Raw genomic sequence first — 2,767 nt, 5'->3', positions numbered from 1 at the left:
TCGAAACTCATTGTTCTCGCTGCTGGATAATTGTGAATTATCTGGTAGTGGTTCAAGTCAGGTATCAAGATGATTTACGGCATGTACCTCTCCGCACAAGGAGCCGATTCAAATTCGGTACGGCTCGATGTGCTCTCTAACAATATGGCAAATGCAAATACGACATCGTTCAAACGAGATGTTCCCGTATTTCGCATGAATCCGCCATTTGAGAAGAAGCAAGGTCCTCTCAACGGTCTGCCTGGTGATCTGGAAAATCATACAGGGGGCATTTCACTGGAATCCATTCGCACCAACTTTGAAAACGGTTCTTTTATTTCCACAGAAGGCGACCTGGATCTGGCGTTAAAAGGTCAGGGTTTCTTTCAGGTTGGCAGCAGGGACAAATCTTTTCTGACACGCAATGGCTCACTTGCGATCGACGCCGATCGCCGACTCGTCACAGCCGATCAAAATTTGCCCATTCGGTCAAAAGACGGAAACGACATTGCGATTCCCCTTGAGGCAGTCAGCGTGGAAGTTTCCCCCGATGGTGTGGTCACGCCCATTGATGGGAATGGGTTGCCGTTAGGATCAGTCGGTCAGTTGGCTGTCGTGATGCCGTCCTCACTTGAGGAATTAGTCAAAATCGGGAATAGCCTGTATGTCACAGAAGGGCAGGTTGCACCCGTCAAAGAGGGGGTGAATATTCAGCAGGGTTTTCTGGAAGCGTCTGGTACCAACTCGATCGAAGAGATGATGGAACTGGTAACGGCATCCAGAATGTTTGAATCAAATGTCAATATGATCAAGTTACAGGACGAATCTTTGGGGCGTTTACTGCAAAGTATGCCTCGTCGCTAGCAATACATTCTTTTAAATAAAGTGAATTTTCTGTAACGGATTACAGAAGTTGAGGGAGCAGGAGACAACGAATGGCAATAAGAGCCCTGTATACAAGCGCTTCGGGAATGGCTGCAAACAGTTTCAATCTCGACACGATTGCCAATAATCTGGCCAACGCGGGTACGACGGCTTACAAGCAGAGTCGGGCCAATTTTGAAGACATTTTCTATGAGCATTTCAAATTGCCCGGTGTACAGGATAATCAAGGCAATATCACACCAACCGGTATCAGCCTCGGTCTGGGAACGCGGGTGCAAAGTACAGAGGGAGACTTTAGCCAGGGATCGATTGTCACTACGACTGGAACGTATGACATGGCGATTGTGGGCGAAGGTTTTTTCCAGGTGAATGATGGAACTCAGACCTTATATACCCGTGCCGGAAATTTTTCGCTGAATGCAAATGGCAGCGTGGTGATGGCATCTGCGGACAAGGGTTATCTGCTTGAGCCGAACATCTCGATACCGCAGGATGCGATCAATGTTTCGATTTCCGGGGATGGTGTCGTAAGCTATCAGCAACAGGGATCAAACCAGATCCAGATTGCCGGGAATATTCAAATTGCACGGTTCATTAACAATCAGGGTTTGCTGCGAATGGGTGATAACCTGTTTTCAGAAACGACGGGATCCGGTAATGCTCAAGTCGGCAATCCGGGAACCGAAGGCCGGGGATCAATCCGTCAGGGGTTTCTGTAACAGTCCAATGTGGAGCCGGTTCGAGAATTAGTAGAACTGATCAAAACACAAAGAAATTTTGAGCTGAACAGCCAGGTCGTTCAGGCTGCCGACCAGACTTTACAGACCATTGCCAACCTGCGTCGTTTCTAAGTTCAAAACAATAGTCACATCATTCACACAAAGTTTATCTTTCATGTCTCGCTTTTGGATCAATTCGTTTTTGAGCTGTTTGCTGGCCGTCTGTTATTTGAGCAGGGTCAGCGATCTGAACGCAGAGATTCTACGTGTGAAAGCGACTGCCGTTGTTGATTCGCCGATTGTTCGCCTGGGAGATGTCGCCGACGTCTTGAATGCCGACGCAGAACAGGCTGCCCGCATGGCAGAGTTGACCTTACAGCCCGCACCGGCTCAGGGGCGAACGCTGGTGATCACGATTTCTCAAATTCGAAGCCGCCTGCAGGCGCTGGGAGTGGATCTCAGCCAGCTTGAGCTGACTGGCAAGAGTCAGGTTCGCGTCAGTTTGAAACAGCCGGATCAAAGTGCTCCCAGAAAGTCTGTCGCCTCACAAAAGGAAGTCAAAATTGCGGAAGAAAAAGTACAGCAGGCTTTGACTGCCTGGGTGAAACAACATTTTTCGAATGTGGGTCAGTTTTCCCTGAATGTGCGAATTCACCCTGATGATCTGCAAATGATTCTCGAGAGCAAAGCAGACACGTTTCGTTTTCCTGAATTAGACAGATTCTTTGATACAGAGCAGGAAGTTTCTTTAAAGTTAATCGATTCGCAGGGGGTAACCAGTCAGGTACGCATTTTTTGCCAACTCGAAAAGCTTCCCGAAATCCTGGCTGCCAAGTACACATTAAACAAGGGAACTGTGATTCGTGCGGATGATCTGGTCTGGACCAGCCCTGAGAAAAACCAGTCAGGCATCAGCGATCCTCGACTTGTCATCGGCCGGGAGCTGACCCGCACGGTGCATCAGTCGAATGCCGTACGAAGTCAGGATCTGATCGAAGTGCCTCTGATTCGGGATGGTGCTATCGTAACCGTTTCTGCGCGACGCGGAGCGATCACCGTCAGAAGAGAAATGCGGGCACGCGGCACTGGTGGTCTGGGCGATCCGATCAGTCTGATTGCACTGGAAGGTCGCGATCAATTGACGGCGACAATCACCGGTTATAACCAGGCTGAGATAAATTATC

At 49.0% G+C, this 2,767-nt stretch carries 4 protein-coding genes; all 4 read left to right on the top strand.

Annotated features, from left to right (window positions below; genetic code table 11):
• The first annotated feature begins 69 nt into the window (after positions 1 to 69).
• Entirely contained in the window at positions 70 to 843 is a 774-nt protein-coding gene (locus Q0294_RS20200; protein WP_299469060.1) for a flagellar hook-basal body protein, read from the top strand.
• A gap of 71 nt (positions 844 to 914) precedes the next feature.
• Positions 915 to 1,583, top strand: a complete 669-nt coding sequence (locus Q0294_RS20195; protein WP_299469058.1) for a flagellar hook-basal body complex protein — start codon at positions 915 to 917, stop codon at positions 1,581 to 1,583.
• 9 nt (positions 1,584 to 1,592) lie between these two features.
• Positions 1,593 to 1,715, top strand: coding sequence for a flagellar basal body rod C-terminal domain-containing protein (locus tag Q0294_RS20190; RefSeq protein ID WP_299469056.1), 123 nt, complete (start codon positions 1,593 to 1,595; stop codon positions 1,713 to 1,715).
• Positions 1,716 to 1,758: 43 nt separating this feature from the next.
• Positions 1,759 to 2,767, top strand: a 1,009-nt coding sequence (gene flgA / locus Q0294_RS20185; protein WP_299469054.1) for a flagellar basal body P-ring formation chaperone FlgA, incomplete at its 3' end; no start/stop codon positions are given.

The organism is uncultured Gimesia sp., from assembly GCF_937919775.1.
Lineage (GTDB): Bacteria > Planctomycetota > Planctomycetia > Planctomycetales > Planctomycetaceae > Gimesia.
The sequence above is the reverse complement of the archived record's forward strand: the minus strand, read 5'-3'. Positions and strand labels throughout refer to the sequence as shown.

Bases quoted from the DNA above. Each gene is read 5' to 3' on its own strand.
- Q0294_RS20200 (WP_299469060.1), top strand. From the start codon at position 70: ATGATTTACGGCATGTACCTCTCCGCACAAGGAGCCGATTCAAATTCG.
- Q0294_RS20195 (WP_299469058.1), top strand. From the start codon at position 915: ATGGCAATAAGAGCCCTGTATACAAGCGCTTCGGGAATGGCTGCAAAC.